This window comes from Shewanella sp. NIFS-20-20 (genome assembly GCF_019209865.1).
In the GTDB taxonomy this organism is placed as follows: domain Bacteria; phylum Pseudomonadota; class Gammaproteobacteria; order Enterobacterales; family Shewanellaceae; genus Shewanella.
In genome coordinates this window covers 1-17,430 of record NZ_JAHUTT010000021.1, presented here as the reverse complement: position 1 = coordinate 17,430, position 17,430 = coordinate 1, and the positions used below count along the sequence as shown (strand labels likewise).

Annotated in this window: 17 protein-coding genes; 9 read left to right on the top strand and 8 right to left on the bottom strand. The window is 48.7% G+C overall.

The features are described from left to right. Positions 1–288: 288 nt before the first annotated feature. Complete coding sequence (locus KU855_RS08660; protein WP_218529896.1) at positions 289–1,998, top strand: tetratricopeptide repeat protein; 1,710 nt, start codon at positions 289–291, stop codon at positions 1,996–1,998. Between the two features lie 98 nt (positions 1,999–2,096). Here the strand turns inward: KU855_RS08660 and recQ are convergent, their stop codons facing one another. Continuing rightward, positions 2,097–3,923, bottom strand: coding sequence for a DNA helicase RecQ (gene recQ, locus KU855_RS08655; RefSeq protein ID WP_218529895.1), 1,827 nt, complete (start codon positions 3,921–3,923; stop codon positions 2,097–2,099). 159 nt (positions 3,924–4,082) lie between these two features. Here recQ and rarD point away from each other — a divergent pair, with 159 nt between their 5' ends. After that, on the top strand, positions 4,083–4,979 hold the full coding sequence (rarD, locus tag KU855_RS08650) for an EamA family transporter RarD (protein WP_218529894.1): 897 nt from the start codon (positions 4,083–4,085) through the stop codon (positions 4,977–4,979). 47 nt (positions 4,980–5,026) lie between these two features. Here rarD and KU855_RS08645 read toward each other — a convergent pair whose 3' ends face one another. The 5 genes from KU855_RS08645 to radC all read right to left on the bottom strand — a co-directional run bounded on the left by KU855_RS08645 (position 5,027) and on the right by radC (position 8,322). Then, positions 5,027–5,554: a PH domain-containing protein gene (locus KU855_RS08645; RefSeq protein WP_218529893.1), complete on the bottom strand. Its 528-nt coding sequence runs from the start codon at positions 5,552–5,554 to the stop codon at positions 5,027–5,029. Positions 5,555–5,594: 40 nt separating this feature from the next. Beyond that, the gene (argA, locus tag KU855_RS08640; RefSeq protein ID WP_218529927.1) at positions 5,595–6,911 is read right to left on the bottom strand and encodes an amino-acid N-acetyltransferase; all 1,317 of its coding nucleotides are present in this window, start codon (positions 6,909–6,911) and stop codon (positions 5,595–5,597) included. A gap of 194 nt (positions 6,912–7,105) precedes the next feature. Next, a complete protein-coding gene (gene rpmG / locus KU855_RS08635) occupies positions 7,106–7,279 on the bottom strand; it encodes a 50S ribosomal protein L33 (protein ID WP_007651290.1) in 174 nt (57 codons plus the stop codon). Between the two features lie 6 nt (positions 7,280–7,285). Further along, a complete protein-coding gene (rpmB, locus tag KU855_RS08630) occupies positions 7,286–7,522 on the bottom strand; it encodes a 50S ribosomal protein L28 (protein ID WP_140930315.1) in 237 nt (78 codons plus the stop codon). Positions 7,523–7,644: 122 nt separating this feature from the next. Continuing rightward, entirely contained in the window at positions 7,645–8,322 is a 678-nt protein-coding gene (gene radC, locus KU855_RS08625; RefSeq protein WP_218529892.1) for a DNA repair protein RadC, read from the bottom strand. Positions 8,323–8,432: 110 nt separating this feature from the next. Between radC and coaBC the strand changes: the two genes are divergently transcribed. The 5 genes from coaBC to folE all read left to right on the top strand — a co-directional run bounded on the left by coaBC (position 8,433) and on the right by folE (position 13,140). After that, positions 8,433–9,680: a bifunctional phosphopantothenoylcysteine decarboxylase/phosphopantothenate--cysteine ligase CoaBC gene (gene coaBC / locus KU855_RS08620; RefSeq protein ID WP_218529926.1), complete on the top strand. Its 1,248-nt coding sequence runs from the start codon at positions 8,433–8,435 to the stop codon at positions 9,678–9,680. A gap of 26 nt (positions 9,681–9,706) precedes the next feature. Beyond that, positions 9,707–10,165: a dUTP diphosphatase gene (gene dut, locus KU855_RS08615; RefSeq protein WP_218529891.1), complete on the top strand. Its 459-nt coding sequence runs from the start codon at positions 9,707–9,709 to the stop codon at positions 10,163–10,165. A gap of 35 nt (positions 10,166–10,200) precedes the next feature. Beyond that, on the top strand, positions 10,201–10,794 hold the full coding sequence (gene slmA, locus KU855_RS08610; RefSeq protein WP_218529890.1) for a nucleoid occlusion factor SlmA: 594 nt from the start codon (positions 10,201–10,203) through the stop codon (positions 10,792–10,794). Positions 10,795–10,946: 152 nt separating this feature from the next. Next, positions 10,947–11,975 (top strand): IS110 family transposase, encoded by a 1,029-nt coding sequence (locus KU855_RS08605; RefSeq protein ID WP_218529889.1) that lies wholly within the window; start codon positions 10,947–10,949, stop codon positions 11,973–11,975. Between the two features lie 520 nt (positions 11,976–12,495). Further along, positions 12,496–13,140, top strand: coding sequence for a GTP cyclohydrolase I FolE (gene folE, locus KU855_RS08600; protein WP_218529888.1), 645 nt, complete (start codon positions 12,496–12,498; stop codon positions 13,138–13,140). Positions 13,141–13,362: 222 nt separating this feature from the next. Here the strand turns inward: folE and pyrE are convergent, their stop codons facing one another. Together pyrE and rph are read right to left on the bottom strand one after the other, a co-directional pair. After that, positions 13,363–14,004, bottom strand: a complete 642-nt coding sequence (gene pyrE / locus KU855_RS08595) for an orotate phosphoribosyltransferase (RefSeq protein ID WP_218529887.1) — start codon at positions 14,002–14,004, stop codon at positions 13,363–13,365. Positions 14,005–14,104: 100 nt separating this feature from the next. Beyond that, positions 14,105–14,818 carry a ribonuclease PH gene (gene rph, locus KU855_RS08590; RefSeq protein WP_218529886.1) on the bottom strand — a complete coding sequence of 238 codons (714 nt, stop codon included), beginning with the start codon at positions 14,816–14,818 and terminating at the stop codon, positions 14,105–14,107. Between the two features lie 173 nt (positions 14,819–14,991). On the opposite strand from rph, the gene KU855_RS08585 reads away from it, so the two are divergent. After that, on the top strand, positions 14,992–15,855 hold the full coding sequence (locus KU855_RS08585; protein WP_218529885.1) for a YicC/YloC family endoribonuclease: 864 nt from the start codon (positions 14,992–14,994) through the stop codon (positions 15,853–15,855). A gap of 197 nt (positions 15,856–16,052) precedes the next feature. Further along, positions 16,053–17,273, top strand: a complete 1,221-nt coding sequence (locus KU855_RS08580; RefSeq protein ID WP_218529884.1) for a site-specific integrase — start codon at positions 16,053–16,055, stop codon at positions 17,271–17,273. The last annotated feature ends 157 nt before the right edge of the window (positions 17,274–17,430 follow it).

Sequence of the window (17,430 nt, the reverse complement as noted above, 5' to 3'; positions counted from 1 at the left end):
AGCGAGAGGGAGTAGGCGCAGTAATAATGAAACATTCAAACTAATCATCAGATTTATCCTGTGAAATCGGCGTGAGGCAATTGCCTAAATATAATTCACCTGTGCTAATTTCTAACCTGCCACTATGTCAGTGTCAAGCCTCATTTTTTTCATGTTGATCACAACTACCTAAAAAAATATACATTCCACCTATATATTTATCGCGCTTGCGGGTTATCATATTGTTTATTCGCCAATAACATGAATGCCCATTCGTGTGCTGGCTTGGCAGAGTGAGATGGAGTAACAATGGATTTGCGTCTGCTGCTCATCTTAGGAGTATGTGTTTGTTCTCAAGTAATGGCCGCACGTTCAGATGACTTAACCTCACTCGCCACGCTTGCCTTTGAGCACCCCTTGAGCAGCCAACAGGCATTAGATCAAATGGATGCTAGTCGCTTGTCGCACCAACAGCAATTACGCCTCACCTTGTTGCAATGCGAAACCCTGCTACAAACCAACGCCAATCAAGCCGCGATCAATCTGGCTCGTCGCGCCAAAGCCGAAGCCAGCTTATGGAATATCCAAGCGGCCATCCCCTATTTTTTAAACTGCATGTCATCGGCCTACTTTAATCGCCACGATAAAGCCACCGCATTCTCATTACTGGATCAAGCCATGCAAATGGCCCACGAGTCGAAACAAACGGATGCGCTGATCTACAGCTTACTCTTGAGGGGGCAATTACAACTGCAACAAGGCCTATTGATGGGGGCAACCGAAGATTTACGCTTGGCGCTCAATAGTCACGAAAATATTGACCGCCAAGCCAATGATTGGATCCGTGTGCCCGCAGCGTATTTGCAAATCACCTTAGCACAACTTTATTACACCAGTCATGACCACATCCAAGCGCTGCACAATATCCAGCTGGCCATGACTACCGCCAAAGCAGATAACAAGGTACGTCATCAAGTGTTATTGAGCGCAGCTAGGCTCTATCTCGACATGGAATTGGTGGCTCAATCACAGCAGTCTTTGCAACAAGCCAAAGCCCTGCTTCCTTATCTAGCCTCACCATTTGAACTGGCGGCCAGCTACAGTGAGATTGCCTCCATTGAAATGAGCAGCGGCCACATGCTCGCCGCCATAGAATTACTTGAACTGGCATTAACTGCCTTCACCCAAGAAGATCAAGCCATCGACACCTTAAAAGCGGCCAGTTTATTGGCGCAGGCCTATTTATTCGATGGCCAAACCACTCGCGCGATACCTATGCTAGAACAAGCAATCGCCCAGGCCAATCAATTACAGCAATACGCCGATGTTGAACGGTTACAGCACTTACTGGCCGAGCATTTTAGCGCGAATGGGCAAACCGACTCTGCCTATGCCGCGCTGCAAGCGGCCTACTTTGCCTTACAGCAGCAACAACACCAGCTGAGTAAGATGCATTTTTCGCATTCGCATCAATTACCTCCGCCCACGCCAGCGGCAAACACCTTAAGCTCACCGTGGAATTTTGTGACGCCTTATTTGCTGGTTGCACTACTTTTCTTTGTGATCGTGCCCATGATTTGGGTCGGCAGTCAGCGGCAAAAGGTGTTTTCAACCGGGTCTCAATTACCGACGTTGGCTTCGAATAATAGCTTGAAGCAATTGCTCAGCGTGGCCAAATTAAAACAGCAGCCCTTGAGCATTATTTTACTGACGGTGCCCGAACAAGCGCAGTTAAGTGCCGATGACCTCAATAGCTTATTGGTGTCGCGATTGCGACAGCAAGACGAGTTAATTAGTTTTGACGATGGCCGGACCGTGATAGTGCTGCCCAATACTCACACCGAAGCGGCGAAACGAGTGCGCTTTCAAGTCAAATTTGCCCTTGAGGCAGTCAATGTCGATATCAGCTGGCATTTAGGCATGGCGAGCATGCAACATTTTGACACGCCGGAGTCGATCATAAAACGGGCGGGGATCAACCAGCTCAGTTACCAATGCAACCGCCAAGCCACGGGCTAAACACAGCTAACCATGGCGTTGACCATCAACAGGCGAGTCGCCGCCGTGGTGACATTATTAACGCTGAAGCTAAGTCACAGCCCCCAAAATAACAGCCGCTAATCTCCGCTAATAAACGCTGCGATTTCATCAAGAAAGGCGTTACCAAAGCGCTCAAGCTTGCGCTCGCCCACTCCGTTAACCGCCAGCATTTCTGCCGAGGTGGTCGGTATCATCGCGGCCATTTCTGTCAAGCTAGCATCGTTAAACACTAAGTATGGTGGGATGTCGTGCTCTTCGGCCAGCTGGCGACGCAATTGCTTGAGACGGGCAAAGAGACGGCGATCGTAATTCAGAGGCGCACGACTACGATTCGCCCGCTTTGGCGTACTGACACTGATAACGATCCTCGGCTCTGCCAACATTAGTACCTGCTCCCCTTTTAACACCGCACGTGCCGGCGGATTAAGGCGTAAGCGCGAACCACGAGTGACATCTTGACTAATGAGCCCGAGATGGATCAATTGGCGAATAATGCTCAACCAATACTCGTGACTTTTGTCTTTGCCAATCCCCCAAGTCGAGAGCTTATCGTGACCACGATCTAATACCGCTGCGGCTTTCGAGCCGCGCAAGACTTCAATCACATGATTGATCCCAAAGCCCTGATTTAACCTGTATATACAAGACAGCACCTTTTGTGCCTCTAAGCTCGCATCAAACTGCGTCGGCGGATCGAGACAAATATCGCAGTTGCCACAAGGCTCACGGGCGCTTTCATCGAAGTAGTGCAGCAATACCTGTCGACGGCAGGTTTGTGCTTCGGCAAAGGCCGCCATCGAATTCAGCTTATGGTATTCCACTTGCTTTTGCGGCCCCTCGGGCAATTGCTCGACAAAATGGCGCACTCGATTAATATCGGCAGGATCAAATAACATAAAGGCTTCGGCATCGAGGCCATCACGTCCACCACGCCCGGTTTCCTGATAATAGGCTTCGATACTCTTCGGGATATCATAATGCACCACATAGCGCACATTGGATTTATTAATCCCCATGCCAAAGGCAACGGTGGCCACAACGATTTCAATTTGATCTTTGAGGAATTTATCTTGCACCTGCGCGCGTTCTTCAGGTGTCAGCCCAGCATGATAAGCCTCGGCATTAAACCCTTGCAATCGCAAGCGCTGCGCCACCTCATCCACCCGCTTACGACTGGAACAATAGACAATGCCATTGGCGCCCGCTTGAGCGCTAATAAATTGTTTTAATTGATTAGCCGCATTGAGCTTCTCTGCCACGGTATAACGAATATTGGGCCGGTCAAAACTCGATAGCGAGATTAACGGTTCAATCTGTAAACGCTGGCAGATACTGGTGCGAGTCGCCTGATCCGCTGTGGCCGTTAACGCCATCAAGGGCACATGAGGCAAGCTTTGTTTGAGAATGCCTAGCTCAGCATACTCAGGACGAAAGTCATGGCCCCACTCACTGATACAGTGGGCCTCATCAATCGCAAATAAGCGCACATGCCAATCACTTAACCGGCTGAGGAAATCCCCTTGCAGTAAGCGCTCAGGCGACACATACAGTAAACTCAGCTCGGCTTGACGTAATTGCCGAAAAATCTCAGCGGCCTGCTCTCGAGGCAAAGAAGAATTCAGGTAGGCTGCCGCCACTCCTGATTGCAATAAGCTGTCCACCTGATCTTTCATCAGTGAAATCAAAGGCGAGACCACCACGGTCAACCCCCCTAGCATTAAGGCCGGCACTTGATAGCACAAACTTTTACCGCCACCGGTAGGCATCACCACCAGACTGTCTTGCCCCATTAACGCGGCATCGATCACTTGTTTTTGGCCGGGACGAAATTCGCGGTAACCAAAAATCTGCTGTAAACAAGCCTGCGCGGGATCTAACGGTGATGTTAGTGGGTGCTCTTGCATGATATCTCAGGGCCAATAATCAGGCGGACTATTCTAAATGACCTCATCGGTCCTGTCTTGTTTTTAGCGCGAGAGATTTACCGCCCACAGGTATCATTAGCTGACAAATGGCCTGCGGCCTTTTACAATTGCCGGCCATCTCCTTCTATGAACTCACTAATGAACGAACAGGAAAACCGTAAGGGTATTTTACTCGCCATCGCCGCCTATAGTATGTGGGGATTTGCACCCTTATATTTTAAACTTTTAAGCCAAGTTTCTGCGGCAGAAATCTTGCTGCACCGGATTATCTGGTCGTTTATCTTTATGATGCTATTGCTAATGGTTACTGGCGGCGCCGCCAATATTCGTCAAGTGTTGAAACGCCCCAAGCAATTAGCCATCTTAACCGTGACCTCCACTTTAATCGCCGGCAACTGGCTATTATTCATCTGGGCAGTGAATAACAACCACATGCTCGATGCTAGCCTAGGTTATTACATCAACCCTCTGTTTAATGTCATGCTGGGCATGGTTTTTCTCAGTGAACGCTTACGACCGCTACAATGGTTGGCTGTCGGATTAGCGGCGCTCGGGGTATTGATCCAAGTGATCTCTTTTGGCTCCATCCCGATTGTATCTATCGGACTGGCGGTGTCATTTGGCCTGTATGCGTTATTACGCAAGAAGGTCAATATTGATGCCAAAAGCGGTCTATTGCTGGAAACGGCGATTTTAATGCCGGTAGCCTTAGCGTATTTAGCTTGGATGCCCAGCGATGCTGGGGCCAATATGCTGACCAATGATTGGGATCTCAACCTATTATTAATGGCGGCGGGCATCATCACCAGCCTACCATTGCTGTGCTTTGCGGGCGCCGCTGTGCGTATTCCATTAAGTGTGTTGGGATTTTTCCAATACATAGGCCCAAGCATTATGTTTACCTTAGCCGTGGTCTATTTTGACGAGCCCTTTAGCCTCGAGAAGAGCGTTACCTTTGGCTTTATCTGGTGTGCCTTGGTGATCTTTACTGTCGATATGGCCAATAATCGCCGTCAGCGCCGCGCCAGCCGCTGAAAACGTCATCGGCCCACACTGGTGGGCCGATGGTGATTAACGCCGAGCTAGTGAGCACCAAGCGCATCCAATAAGGGCTGCACCTGCGGCGGCGCGACCGTCACAATCACGCTATAACCCAATTTCGTTGGCAGTAATATCGACTCTCCCTCTGCCGTCACCGACACCAATGCCCGACCGGTCCCCTTGGTGTCAAACCAGCCCAAAGAATAGCCCAAAAGGCCGACACCATTGCGACGATAGCTCAGTTGATATTGGGGTTCTTGCGTAAGATCAAGCCGGCGCACGCCATCAATCAAGATGTCTCCAGGCTTAAAGTCATGATCATAAATAGGAATGGCTAACGATACCCCCGACGTTGACATCACGATGGCCGCGCGAGAGCTCGCCACGCCAACATAGCAAAACACCACACTTAGCCCTAATAACAACCCCAAGCTGGCATACTTGGCAATCTGCGGCATAGGTTTGCGCCAAATATAGCCGCCCAATAATAACAAACCGACCACGAGGCCTAAGAGCATCAATAGACTAGAGGTCGGCGGGGTGGCCAGAGGAATATCAATCGCGTGCATAGTGGGATCTCTTTGTTAAAAGATCCCTAACCTATACAAATCATACGGATAAATCTAGCGCAAGAATTTTAGATCGACGCTGATAGTTGTAAAGTTGCTTTTTCTTACCGGGTAAAGCATCCACCTCCACTAACGCAAACCCCTGCTCTAAAAACCAGTGAATACTGCGAGTCGTTAAGGCAAACAAACGGCTATAACCGCGCACTTTGGCCTGATTAATGATGGTATTAAGCAGTAACGCGCCGCGATCGGCATCGCGATAATCGGGATGCACCACCAAGCAAGCAAACTCGCCGACATTATCTTCTTCAAAGGGGTACAACGCCGCGCACCCTATGATCAGGCTGTCACGCTCGATCACCACAAATTGTTCAATCTCCATCTCCAGCTGCTCACGAGAGCGACGCACTAGCACGCCTTGCTCTTCCAGTGGCCGAATCAGATTGAGCACGCCACCGATATCGTCAATGTCGGCACGTCTGAGTTTTTCAGCGCTTTCTGTGACAATTTGGGTGCCAATGCCATCGCGGGAAAACAGCTCCTGCAATAAAGCGCCGTCGGTGTGGTAACTCACCAAATGGCAACGGCTCACGCCATGACGGCACGCATCAATACTGGCGCACACAAACGCCCGCATTGACGGACACAGAGGGTGATGCTCTTGCTGCAAATACGCTTGCGCCATATTGGGCATCATTTCAGTGATAAGCTCGCCATCTTTATCTAGCAAGCCTTGCAACTGACAAAAGCCAATCATCTTGTCGGCCTTGAGTTTGACCGCCACTTGGGTCGCGATATCTTCGGCGGTTAAATTAAAGCTCTCACCGGTCACAGAGGCGCACACTGGGCCCATCAACACGATATTGCCCTGATCTAATTGGTTGTTCAGTGCCTCGGTGTCGATTTTTCTGACTTTGCCGCTGAGACAAAAATCCACGCCCTCATCGACCCCTAACGGCTGGGCTATCACAAAATTACCGCTCACCAAGTTAATATTGGCGTGTTGCATCGGGGTGTTATTTAGGCTCATAGATAAGCGCGCAGAGATATCAAGCATCAAGGTGCCGGCCACCTGCTTAATCACCTTTAAGCAGTCGTCATCCGTCACCCGCACTCCCTGATGATAGTCACAGTTCATCCCGCGCTCTTTCAGCTCGGCTTCAATTTGCGGCCGGGCACCATGCACTAACACGATACGAATACCTAGGCTGTGCAACAAGGCAACATCATTAATAATGGCGCGGAACTCGCCCTCTTGAATAGCCTCCCCACCGAGCATCACCACAAATGTTTTACCGCGGTGCGCATTCACATAAGGCGCGGAATGGCGAAATCCGGCGACCAACTCACTAACCATTGATGCCACAGTTAAATCCCTCAAAGTAAGCCATAAGTATTCAACATCATAATAGTGAATTTATATGCACAAATAAAGAATCAAAACTCGCTAAAGCACCATTTTTTTGAATTAGTTTTCTGGCAAAGGCAAATTGAGAGCAAAAAAAAGCCCCTTTATTAAAAAGGGGCTTTTTAAAGAGGCTTACCAAGTTATTACTTGATTTTAGCTTCTTTGTAGATAACGTGCTGACGGATAACAGGATCAAACTTTTTGATCTCCATTTTCTCAGGCATGTTACGCTTGTTCTTTTCAGTAGTGTAGAAGTGACCAGTCTTAGCGCTTGAAACTAATTTGATCTTCTCGCGATTACCTTTAGCTTTAGCCATGATCTATTATACCTTCTCGCCACGGGCACGAAGTTCAGCAACAACTACTTCGATACCTTTCTTGTCGATGATACGCATACCTTTAGTAGATACACGTAATTTAACAAAACGCTTTTCTTCTTCAAACCAGAAACGATGGTTCTGCAGGTTTGGTAAAAAACGACGACGGGTCGCGTTTTTTGCGTGCGAACGGTTGTTACCAACCATTGGTCGCTTGCCAGTTACTTGGCATACTCTTGACATGTCAATCTTCTCCAAAAAAACAATTTTAACGCTCGAGCATTAATGTGCCTCGTATGGCCGTCGCCCGAGGCACACGAAGGGCGCATTTTATACAGGATAGCCGAGGAAAGATCAAGCAATAGTTATACTATCCATCCTCGTTCCGCGAACGACACTATGTCTCGATCCCCAACAACCATGTGGTCTAGCAAGGTTACGTCTATAGTTGTTAACGCGTTTTTCAATCGCTCAGTTATTCGCCTATCAGCCTGACTGGGCTCGGCGATACCAGACGGATGATTGTGGCAAACGATGACAGCGGCAGCGCGTTTTTCCAATACCAGCGCTACCACATCTCTGGGGTAGACCGATGCCGAATCTATCGTGCCTCGGAATAACTCAACAAATTGAATTACTCTGTGCTGGCTGTCGAGCAATAAGATGGCGAACACCTCATAGGCGCGATCGGCCAATTGTCGCATTAAATATTCCCGAGTTAAATCAGGATTTGTCAAAATCTGACTTCGTTGCAGTTTTTCTTGGGCCATGCGACGCGAAATTTCGGTCGCCGCCTGCAGCTGCGCGTATTTTACCGATCCCATGCCCGGAAGTCGACACACCTGCGCCTGTGACGCCGAGAATATTGGCCTTAATCCGCCAAAATGTGTCAATAATTGCCGTCCGAGGTCAACCGCGCTAGTGCCAGGCAGCCCATGACGCAACAAAACGGCTAATAATTCAGCATCTGTTAACGTGCCTACCCCGTTTTTTAGCAGTTTGTCACGAGGGCCTTCACCGTCAGGCCAATGTTTGATGGTCATGATTGCTCCAAATGGTCGCTCAAGCAAAACCTAGTATGGTTCAAATTTTTAGCGCCAGAGTCGCCCCGTCGCATTGCCATGGGAATTTCAATGCTAGGTATCCCACTATCATGGCGCTTTGTGGTAAGGTTAGCGCCATTAATTTGCAGGGTGAGATTGAGTGCGTGAGTCTGACGAATAAGAAAATTCTACTGGGTATTGGCGGCGGGATCGCAGCCTACAAGAGTGCCGATCTGGTTCGCCGATTAAAAGAACGCGGTGCCGAGGTGCGGGTGGTGATGAGCCAAAGCGCTCAAGAATTTATTACCCCGCTCACCTTACAAGCGCTCAGTGGTCATCCCGTGGCCAGCGACTTGCTCGACCCCGCCGCAGAAGCCGCCATGGGACATATAGAACTGGCCCGCTGGGCGGACTTGTTTATTATTGCGCCTGCCACCGCCAACATTATCGCTCGCATCAATGCCGGCATGGCCGATGAACTCCTCACCACCTGTGCGCTTGCAACGTCAGCGCCGATTGCCTTATGCCCGGCCATGAACCAGCAGATGTACATCAATGCTGCCACCCAAGCGAACCTCAGTAGTTTAAGTCAGCGTGGCTTGCACTTGTGGGGCCCTGCCAGCGGCTCGCAAGCTTGCGGCGAGGTGGGCCCTGGACGTATGCTCGAACCCCTGCAAATCGCTGAAGCAGCAACGGCCTTTTTTGCTCCGCCCTTATTGGCGGGCGAGCACATCATGATTACCGCAGGCCCAACCCGCGAAGCCATCGACCCGGTACGTTATATCTCCAACCATAGCTCGGGTAAAATGGGCTATGCCCTCGCCCAAGCGGCTCACGCCATGGGCGCGAGTGTCACCTTGATCAGTGGCCCGACCGCCCTCGCTAGTCCTGTGGGAGTCACCCGCATCAACGTTGAGGGTGCCGATGACATGCTTAGCGCCGTTATGGCCGACATAGCCCAGCACAGCATTTTTATCGGCTGCGCGGCCGTCGCCGACTACAAGGTGGCCGATATTGCCCCACAAAAGATGAAAAAATCATCTGAAAACATGACACTTGCGCTAGTTCGTAATCCTGATATCTTGGCCTCGGTAGCCGCGCTCGCGAACAAGCCGTATTGCGTAGGATTTGCAGCCGAAACGCAAGATGTCGAGCATTATGCCAAAGGCAAGTTAGCGGCGAAAAAGCTAGATATGATTGCCGCCAATGATGTGTCTGTCCCGGGACTCGGCTTTAATGCCGACAGCAACGCTCTGCACGTATTCTGGCAAGATGGCCAACATGCCTTACCGGCAACCAACAAACTGACCTTGGCACAGCAATTACTGACATTAATTGCCAACCAGAAACATGCCTAAATTGGCTTAGCGGATACTATCAACCCATGAAAACACCTATTGAATTAAAAATTCTCGACGCACGTATTGGCACGGAATTCGAGCTGCCAGCCTATGCCACTCCAGGCAGCGCCGGCATGGATTTGCGCGCCATGTCAGATAGCGCCCTCACCATTGCCCCGGGTGAAACCGTGCTGATCCCAACCGGTATCGCCGTGCATGTCGCCGACCCAAGCTTAGCCGCCGTGATTTTACCGCGCTCAGGTCTAGGCCATAAACATGGCATCGTCTTAGGCAATTTAGTCGGCCTAATCGACTCTGATTACCAAGGCCCATTAATGGTGTCCTGCTGGAACCGCAGCACTGAACCCTTCACGCTGCAAGTAGGTGACCGTTTAGCCCAATTAGTGTTTGTGCCGGTAGTACAAGCGCAATTTACCTTGGTTGATGAATTTGATACATCCGATCGTGGCACCGGTGGATTCGGTCATTCAGGCACCAAATAACCTCCAAAGATGTAATAGAGCGAAGGATACTGCCCATGGCTGTTAGCCAAAAAATCAATCGTCGAGACCATATTCTCCAGTGCTTAGCCCATATGCTAGAAACCAACCCCGGCCAGCGGATCACCACCGCTAAACTCGCTGCCGAGGTGGGTGTTTCCGAAGCCGCCTTGTATCGTCACTTCCCGAGTAAGGCGCGGATGTTTGAAGGATTAATTGATTTCATTGAAGATTCGCTGCTGTCGCGCATCAATCTCATCATGGATGAAGAGAAAGACACCATGCGTCGTTGTCAGCTCACATTACAGCTGTTATTAATTTTTGCCGAACGCAACCCCGGTATATCGCGCTTACTCAATGGCGATGCCCTGCTCGGCGAGCATGAACGATTACGCAGTCGTGTCAGCAATTTGTTTGCAAAAATTGAAACCCAGCTCAAACAAATTTTACGAGAAAAAACCTTACGTGAAGGCCAGGGTTTTAACTTAGATGAAGCCATTTTAGCCAACTTATTATTAGCGTTTGCCGAAGGCCGTATCGCCCAATTTGTTCGCACTGAATTCAAGCAAAAACCCACGCATCACTTTGAACAGCAGTGGACCTTTATCCAGCAACAATTACTGCAAAGCTAAGCCATCCGTGGCGGGGTATTCCCGCCACCTCCCCCCAAAAAAATCCTACCGTCTGCACCAGCCGCCTCATAACGAATGATATGGACTCCCCTTACCAATTGGCCACTTTGTGCCATATTGAAAGTGCAAACATTCAATCAAGGAGAGTCCATATGTCCTTAATTAAAGCAATTGGCATTGATTTAGCCAAATTAGTTTTTAGTCTTCATGGTGTAGATGAATACGGTAAAACCAAATTAAAGCAAACCGTTAAAAGAAACAAGCTGTTAGAGAAAATCGCTAACATTCCACCTTGTATTATCGGCATGGAAGCTTGCTCAGGTGCACACTATTGGGCAAGGGAATTCACTAAATACGGTCACGATGTGCGCATCATGGCATCTAAATTTGTTATCCCATACCGTCAAAGTGAAAAGAACGATGCAAATGACGCTGAAGCAATATGTGAAGCAGTAACAAGACCTAAAACACGCTTTGTCAGTATTAAAAGCGAAGAACAACAAGCTGTTCTATGCCTGCACCGTATCAGACAAGGTCAAATAAAAGACCGGACAGCAATGATTAATCGCCTTCGAGGCCTATTATCTGAGTTCGGTATCATCATGCCTAAAGGTCGCTACCCAGCTCAAAAACACATTGTTGGAATTCTTGAAGATACTAACAACGCTTTGCCAGCCCTAGCACGCGAATTACTCGATGACCTATGGCAAAGTATCAAATTACAAAACCAAGACATATTAAAGTCTGATAGAAAGCTTTATGCCCTTGCTAATCAAATGAAAGATGCCAAACGATTAATGACTATACCTGGCATTGGTGAAGTCACTGCGACAGCCGTTGTAGCCACTGTCAGCGATGCAAAACACTTTTCGACTAGCCGCCAATTTGCAGCGTGGATAGGCTTGGTACCTAAGCAGTATTCAACAGGCGGTAAGCCTACATTAGGCAGAATTAGTAAACGTGGTGAGAAGCATATCCGCACTTCATTAATACATGGTGCTCGCGCTGTCATCGCAAACTGTACTAACAAAATGGATAGAACCAGTTTATGGATTAAAGCGCTTATCGAACGACGAGGATTTAAACGGGCTGTCATCGCCCTAGCAGCTAAAAATGCACGCTTAATTTGGTCTTTACTTCAATCGGGTAATGAATACCAAGTTAACTATGTAAAAACGTAAAAAGGTTTAACCAAAACGGTTAACCCCACCGAGTCGACGCATTAGCAATTGACGATAACACGGTCAGACCGAGAGCGATTGAATCTGGTTAGTTGGGAAGTACATCATTCTTGAAAGAGAAAGTAATACTGTTTAACGAATGAGATCTTTGCTCAAGCGCAAATCATCAGGGCGATAGCCAAAAGCTGTTTAGGCAGCAAGCTAATCAAACGCCGAATGTAGAGCTGCTGTCAGATCCACTGTTGTTGTCGGATTACTATTGCTTGACAAAGGGGAGTCCATGTAGCCCCGCTATCTGGCACGGCCACACCTTCGCCGCCCCCCGAAATATACCAACGGCATTGACGAGCCCCACCGGCAATCAACCTAAATACCTGAGTGAGTTAATCGGTTTTTTTATCGGCCAAAGAGTATGAATTAGCAGCGTTTCAAGGTATTCTCCTGTGCCCAAGTCGTGAACTCTTATCCACTGACACATCGGCACGATTTGGGTCTGTTGGCAATTGATGTTGGAGGAAACATGGCACTGTCAGAAGCCGCACTTAAGGTGCAAACTGCATTATTGGAGCGAGGGTTAGAAACCCCAATGCTACCTTCCAATCTGTCTGCTGAAACCCGCAAAGATCAGATTGAACAACACATGCGTGCCATCCTTGAATTAATGTCACTGGATTTACGCGATGATAGCTTGGCTGAGACCCCTAAACGCATCGCAAAAATGTATGTCGATGAAATATTTTCCGGCCTCGACTATGCCAATTTCCCCAAGATCACAGTGATCGAAAACAAAATGAAGTTCGATGAGATGGTGCGAGTGCAAGATATCAGCATGACCAGCACCTGCGAGCATCACTTAGTCACTATCGACGGGGTCGCCACCGTGGCTTATTTACCTCGCAAAAACATTATTGGTCTGTCGAAAATCAATCGCATCGTGCGCTTTTTTGCTCAGCGCCCGCAAGTACAAGAGCGCCTGACCCAGCAAGTGTTAGTCGCGCTGCAAACCTTGCTGGAAACCCAAGATGTGGCGGTAAAAATGGATGCAGTGCATTATTGCGTTAAATCCCGCGGCGTGATGGACTCAACCAGCTCCACCACGACCACCGCGCTAGGCGGCATTTTTAAAAGCAATCCCGCTACCCGCGCCGAATTTCTGCATCAATAATAAGTCGCGCCCAACAAGAAGACCGCAGCCAAAGCCATAGCTGCTTTGGCTGCCAAGTATTGTGAGGTGAACTTTTCTGATGGCACCCCCTCTTTGGTCACACTGCGTTAGTCAACGTCATCGGCGCAGAAGTGATAGTCGCGCTAAAGTTTCAATAAAAAAGCCTAAGAGATGGCTCTTAGGCTTTAGTGTGTTTCTGGCAGCGCAGCGTTTAATGCGCCCCTAAATACCGTATTGCTGGCGATACCGACTCACCGCGGCGAGCTCAGTTTCCATGCCGGGCTTTTCAGACAAATAACTGATCAAGTCACCCAAGGTAATAATCGCGATCACGGCGCAGCCATAATCACGCTCAACCTCTTGAATGGCCGATAACTCTCCCTTGCCTTTCTCTTGACGATCAAGGGCAATCAACACCCCAGCCAAACTCGCCTCGTGGGCTTGAATAATGTCCATAGACTCGCGGATCGCCGTCCCCGCAGTAATCACATCATCGACCAGCATCACCTTGCCAGTGAGCTCGCTGCCCACTAAAGAGCCGCCTTCACCGTGATCTTTTTTCTCTTTACGGTTAAAGCAGTAAGGCATATCGACATCATGGTGCTCAGCCAGAGCCACCGCAGTCGTGGTCGCAATCGGGATGCCTTTATAGGCGGGGCCAAATAACAAATCATAATCAATGCCTGCATCCATTAAGGCGGCGGCATAAAAGCGACCAAGACGCGCTAAATCACGCCCAGTATTGAATAAACCCGCATTAAAGAAATACGGACTTTGACGACCCGATTTAAGCGTAAATTCGCCAAATTTCAACACCTGACGCTCAAGGGCAAATTCAATAAACTCTCGCTGATAAGCTTTCACTCGTAATCCTCACGTGACTATTTTAGTTTTATTACACGCCGCACTTAACGGACGTTTTTAGGGTGAAAAAAAGGACCCTCAACGGGTCCCCTTATTCATATCAATTCAATGCCGCTTTCTGGACATCGACGATCTCACGAATGCCGTGCTTGGCCAGCTCCAGCATTTCTAATAATTCTTCATGGCTAAACGGCTCGCCTTCGGCAGTGCCCTGCACTTCAATGATCTTACCGGTTTCGGTCATCACCACGTTCATATCGGTTTCAGCGGCGCTGTCTTCAATGTATTCCAAATCACAAATGGCTTCGCCATCGAAAATACCCACACTGACAGCAGCAATCAGGAACTTCAACGGGTTGGCCTTTAATACGCCCTTAGCACGGGCCCAGTTTAAAGCGTCCACTAAGGCCACACAGGCACCAGTAATGGCGGCAGTACGAGTGCCACCATCGGCTTGAATAACATCACAGTCAATCACAATGGTGTTTTCGCCCAGCAACTTCATATCAACTGCGGCACGTAAAGCGCGACCAATCAGGCGTTGAATTTCTTGGGTGCGGCCAGATTGCTTACCACGAGCGGCTTCACGATCCATACGGCTATGCGTCGAGCGAGGCAACATACCGTACTCGGCGGTCACCCAACCTTGGCCTTGGCCTTTTAAGAAACGTGGCACGCCTTCAGTGAAGCTGGCAGTACACAGCACTTTAGTTTCACCGAACTCCACCAACACTGAACCTTCAGCATGAGCAGTAAAGTTACGGGTAATGGTGATCGGGCGGGTTTGTGCTGGGGTACGCTTGCCTGGACGCATGAGAATTCCTGTGCTTGAGAATAAGATCAAATCTGAGGGCATATTATAGGGATTTTCCACATTTATGCCACGCTTGCATAGCCAAATCGCGGTCTGTACCCGTTAAAGGTTCCCCCAGCCCCGACCCAAGGCTATAATCTGGATTAACTTTCGACGTCACCTGGAAACTTCGCATGATCCAAAGCATGACCGCCTACGCTCGCATTGAACACAAAGCTGAATGGGGCACCGCCTCATGGGAAATTCGCTCCGTCAACCAGCGCTACCTTGAAACCTACCTCAGGTTGCCTGAACAATTTCGCAGCTTCGAACCCGTGTTACGCGACCGTCTGCGCAAACGCCTGAATCGTGGCAAGGTCGAAGTCAATCTGCGTTATGAACTGGCTGAAAATACTAATAACGAATTACAAGTCAACCAAGCCTTGGCCAAGCAATTGCTCGGCGCCGCGCAATGGTTAAAGCAAGAAGCAGGACAAGGCGACGTCAGCCTCACCGACATCTTACGTTGGCCTGGGGTACTATCCAGCGCCGAACGCGACATGGATGCTATTGGCGCCGATTTAATGGCCGCCTTTGATTTAGCTATCGACCAATTTATTGAGGCCCGTGGCCGTGAAGGCGCCGCCATCAACGACATGCTCCAAGCCCGCTTAGATGGCGTGAGCGAGCAAATCGCCGTGGTACGGGCTCACATGCCAACCGTACTGCAATATCAGCGTGATAAGCTCACCAATCGCTTGGCCGACATCCAAGGCGAACTCGATCCCGCGCGAATTGAACAAGAGATGGTATTACTGGCACAAAAACAAGACGTCGCCGAAGAAATGGATCGCCTTGAAGCCCATGTAACCGAAGCCCGCCGCATCCTCAAAAAAGGCGGCAGCGAAGGGCGTCGCCTAGATTTTATGATGCAAGAATTTAACCGTGAGTCCAACACCCTCGCCTCCAAGTCCATCAGCGCCGACATCACCGCTGCCGCTGTGGAGTTGAAAGTATTAATCGAGCAAATGCGCGAGCAAATTCAGAACGTAGAATAATATTTGCTAGCGTCCATTTAGATGTATTCGCAACTGATTTAAAAGGATTTATTTAAAACTCAGTCCATAAAGGTCCATTACCACCCACCACTTTACAGCGCTAAATGGTGGGTGATATGGTGAGTGCATTAGTATATAGTCAATACGTAGTGGTGGGTAAACACCCACCTTTGTATTTGACTGGAGACTAAGCGCTTATGGGAAAGTTAACCGCAAAGGAAGTTGCAGCAAAATCTAAAGGAGTACCAGGCAGATTCGCTGATGGCGAGGGCCTGTATTTTGTTGTTCCCAAATCCGGAAAGCCATTCTGGATGCTCCGCTACACCGCCAACAAGAAACGCAAAGAGATGACACTGGCCAAGAGTAGTGATCTTTCACTGGCAAATGCACGTGCTGAAGCTGCGATAAAAATGAAGCAGTTACGTGACGGATTAGACCCTCTAATAGCCAAGAAGCGCTCCGAACAAGCCACCATAAAAACCGTTGATGATCTCTTTGCCGATTGGCATATCGGAAATATTAAAAGACTTAAACATCATGAGATCCCACAACGTATTTACCGCAAAGATATTGCACCGCATATAGGCAGCTTTAACGTCGATAGCGTTACCGCCAGAGACATAAGAGCAGTATTGCAAGCCATCGCAGCCACTAACCGCCCAGCAATAGCTAACGACGCTCTGATGTACTGTAAACAACTTTTCAATCACGGCATAAAACTGGATCTGCTTGGTGCAAATCCAGCGAGTGCATTTTCGGTTACTGATGCTGGTGGCGTAGAAAAAAGCAAAGACAGAGCTTTAACCATCGAAGAACTAACCCAGTTTTTCAAAACCGCACGCGAAAACAATGACAGCTTTAGTCGTGACAACTATCTAGCATGTGCGTTACTGGTTACTCTGGGAGTTAGGAAGTCGGAACTGGCTGAAGCGACATGGAAGGAGTTTGATCTTGAAGATAAGATATGGAACTTACCAAAAAAGCGCAGTAAATCAGGTGTTGGCATTACTATTCCATTACCTGAAATAGTGATGGACTGGGTACTAGAGCTAAAAGTAAGAGCTTGTGGCTCTGAATATGTGTTTCCTAGCCGTAGAACCAGCAAGAATCCTCACATGGGTTCAGATACCTTAAATAGAGCAATCACCAAACTCTTTGGTCATGAAGCAGGTAAAAAAAAGCAGCCTCTTAACAAGATGGAGGATATGGCCCACTTCACTGTTCATGATCTACGCCGTACTTGCCGTACATTACTAGCTAAACAGGGTACATCAGGTCATGTGGCTGAGCGTTGCCTCAACCATAAGCTCAAAGGTGTTGAAGGAATTTATAATCAGCATGATTATTTGGAAGAGCGGAAAGAAGCTCTAAATACATTATCAAAGTCCTTACAGACAATTATCAATGCTCACAAATAATGATAACCATTAATTAAAGGAGAGGTTAATCAGGGGCAGATCATGAACGTTTTTTGCCCAATGGCAAATCAAAATTGACCTAATGAGCTAGCTGTGATCTTATGCTCCTCTTTTGAGGAGTTGCCATGAATATAGATACCATCAAAGAGCATTTCAG

Coding starts and splice junctions, on each gene's coding strand:
- KU855_RS08660 (WP_218529896.1), top strand. CDS start 289: ATGGATTTGCGTCTGCTGCTCATCTTAGGAGTATGTGTTTGTTCTCAA.
- recQ (WP_218529895.1), bottom strand. CDS start 3,923: ATGCAAGAGCACCCACTAACATCACCGTTAGATCCCGCGCAGGCTTGT.
- rarD (WP_218529894.1), top strand. CDS start 4,083: ATGAACGAACAGGAAAACCGTAAGGGTATTTTACTCGCCATCGCCGCC.
- KU855_RS08645 (WP_218529893.1), bottom strand. CDS start 5,554: ATGCACGCGATTGATATTCCTCTGGCCACCCCGCCGACCTCTAGTCTA.
- argA (WP_218529927.1), bottom strand. CDS start 6,911: ATGGTTAGTGAGTTGGTCGCCGGATTTCGCCATTCCGCGCCTTATGTG.
- rpmG (WP_007651290.1), bottom strand. CDS start 7,279: ATGGCTAAAGCTAAAGGTAATCGCGAGAAGATCAAATTAGTTTCAAGC.
- rpmB (WP_140930315.1), bottom strand. CDS start 7,522: ATGTCAAGAGTATGCCAAGTAACTGGCAAGCGACCAATGGTTGGTAAC.
- radC (WP_218529892.1), bottom strand. CDS start 8,322: ATGACCATCAAACATTGGCCTGACGGTGAAGGCCCTCGTGACAAACTG.
- coaBC (WP_218529926.1), top strand. CDS start 8,433: ATGGCGCTTTGTGGTAAGGTTAGCGCCATTAATTTGCAGGGTGAGATT.
- dut (WP_218529891.1), top strand. CDS start 9,707: ATGAAAACACCTATTGAATTAAAAATTCTCGACGCACGTATTGGCACG.
- slmA (WP_218529890.1), top strand. CDS start 10,201: ATGGCTGTTAGCCAAAAAATCAATCGTCGAGACCATATTCTCCAGTGC.
- KU855_RS08605 (WP_218529889.1), top strand. CDS start 10,947: ATGTCCTTAATTAAAGCAATTGGCATTGATTTAGCCAAATTAGTTTTT.
- folE (WP_218529888.1), top strand. CDS start 12,496: ATGGCACTGTCAGAAGCCGCACTTAAGGTGCAAACTGCATTATTGGAG.
- rph (WP_218529886.1), bottom strand. CDS start 14,818: ATGCGTCCAGGCAAGCGTACCCCAGCACAAACCCGCCCGATCACCATT.
- KU855_RS08585 (WP_218529885.1), top strand. CDS start 14,992: ATGATCCAAAGCATGACCGCCTACGCTCGCATTGAACACAAAGCTGAA.
- KU855_RS08580 (WP_218529884.1), top strand. CDS start 16,053: ATGGGAAAGTTAACCGCAAAGGAAGTTGCAGCAAAATCTAAAGGAGTA.